This window comes from Pseudomonas sp. NPDC012596 (assembly GCF_042902325.1).
Taxonomy (GTDB): Bacteria; Pseudomonadota; Gammaproteobacteria; order Pseudomonadales; family Pseudomonadaceae; genus Aquipseudomonas.
The window spans coordinates 1-1,954 of the sequence record NZ_JBIBEB010000043.1 but is presented as its reverse complement, the minus strand read 5'-3'; the positions used below and the strand labels follow the sequence as shown (position 1 = coordinate 1,954).

The following is a 1,954-nucleotide window of genomic DNA, read 5'->3' as shown; positions in this document are numbered from 1 at the left end:
GCCGTGCACGGTCTGGGTCAGGTCGTAGGGGGTGGTGGTGGCGTTGAACTGCTCGAGCAGCACGCGCTCGTCGTTGTCCAGCATCGGCAGTTCGCACAGACGCGCCTGCGGCGCGGCAACGATGGCCTGCAGCAGGTTCAGCCAGTGGCGCCCAAGGCGCGCTGCGGTTTGCGGCTTGAACAAGTCGGTTGCATAGGTGATTGACGCCCCCAGCCCATCGACGCGCTCGTATGTATCCAGGGCAAGATCGAACTGCGCCGACTGGCTGCGCCAGCTCAGTTGCTCGATGCGCAACGGCCCCTGCGAAGCGGGCCCGGCAGTAGACGCCGGAGCGCCCTTGTGGTTGAACAGTACCTGGAACAGCGGGCTGTAACTGAGGTTGCGCTCTGGCTGAAGCACCTCCACCAACTGTTCGAATGGCAGGTCCTGATGCGCCTGAGCGGCCAGCACCTGTTGACGTGTGTCGCTGAGGAACTGATCGAAGCGCAGTTGCCCGTCAACTTCGGCCTTGAGCACCTGGGTGTTGACGAAGAACCCGATCAACCCCTCTGTCTCGACCCGGTTGCGGTTGGCTACCGGTACGCCCACGCGGATATCGGCCTGGCCGCTATGGCGATGCAGCAACAACTGGAACGACGCCAGCAGCAACATGAACGGTGTCACGCCGTGCACCTGGGCCAGCGCCAATAACCGTTCGGACAGCTCGGCAGGCACCTGCAGGTCAAGGCGCGCACCTTCAAAGCGCTGCTCCGCAGGCCTTGGGTAGTCAAGCGGAAGCGCCAGCACAGGCTGCTCGCCCCCCAACTGCTCAAGCCAGAACGCCTGCTGCCGTTCACGCTCTCCCGCTTCCATCCAGTGGCGCTGCCACAGGGCATAGTCGGCGTACTGGATCGACAAAGGCGGCAGGTTGGCTGGCTGTCCATGGGCATGCTCACCGTACAGGCGTGTCAGCTCATCGACCATGACCTGCATCGACCAGCCGTCGGCAACGATGTGGTGCAACGTCAGCACCAGCGCATGGTCACTTTCGTCCAGCTGCCACAGGCGCAGCCGGAACAACGGCCCTTGCGCCAGATCGAACAGTTGCTGGGTCTCGGCCTCGATACGGGCGCTCAGCGACGCCTCCAGGTCCAGCCCCGGCAGGCCTTCGAAAGGCTCCGCCCGCAACGCCACCGGCCAGCTTTCGTGGATCTGCTGCAAGGCCCCTTGCGGGCCCTCCAGCAATGTCGTGCGCAGTGCCTCATGGCGCGCCACGACGCCCTGGAAAGCCCGTTCCAGTGCTGGCACATCCAGGGCACCGCGCAAGCGCAGGGCCACCGGGATGTGGTAGGCAGTACTGCCCGGATCCAGCTGCCACAAGAACCACTGGCGCTCCTGGGCATAGGAGAGCTGCAACGGCTCGGCCGGGTCGCGCTTGAAGATCGGTGCCACGGCAAACAAATTGATGCCTTTCTGCTTGAGCAGCACCGCCAGCGCCTTGCGCTCTTTAAGGGGAAGCGCCCCAACCGACTCAATCAACTCTCGCACCCCAAACTCCTTACTAGGAAATTAGTTTCTCCAATTCGCTAGTGGATAAACGTTTGAGAGCCGCCAAAGATTTAGCCAATTCTTCATCCAGGTTCGAGTGCATCGGCAAGGTCCCAGAGACCTGATCGCAGAAGGCTTCCAGGGTCGGAGAGTCGAACAGCAGCCTGATCGGCACCTCGCTGCCAAGGCTCTGACGAATGCGCACGATCACCTGGGTAGCCAGCAGCGAATGCCCACCCAGCTCGAAGAAGTGCGCCTGCAGACCGACCGGGCCGCACTGCAATACCTCCTCCCAGATCGCAGCCACCTGGCACTGCAAATCGCTGATCGGTGCCACATAGGCCTTCTGTGCCTGCGCCTGCGGGCTTGGCAGCTGGCGCCGGTCAAGCTTGCCGTTGGGGCTCAGCGGCAGCGCTTCGAGGAACAA

The 1,954-nt window shown here is 63.1% G+C and carries 1 protein-coding gene and 1 pseudogene; both read right to left on the bottom strand.

Annotated elements, in window-relative coordinates; translation table 11 throughout:
- Positions 1-1,398: pseudogene (locus ACFY68_RS26120) on the bottom strand (condensation domain-containing protein); the annotation flags it as partial.
- Positions 1,399-1,540: 142 nt separating this feature from the next.
- Positions 1,541-1,954, bottom strand: a 414-nt coding sequence (locus ACFY68_RS26115) for a phosphopantetheine-binding protein (protein ID WP_387533573.1), incomplete at its 5' end; no start/stop codon positions are given.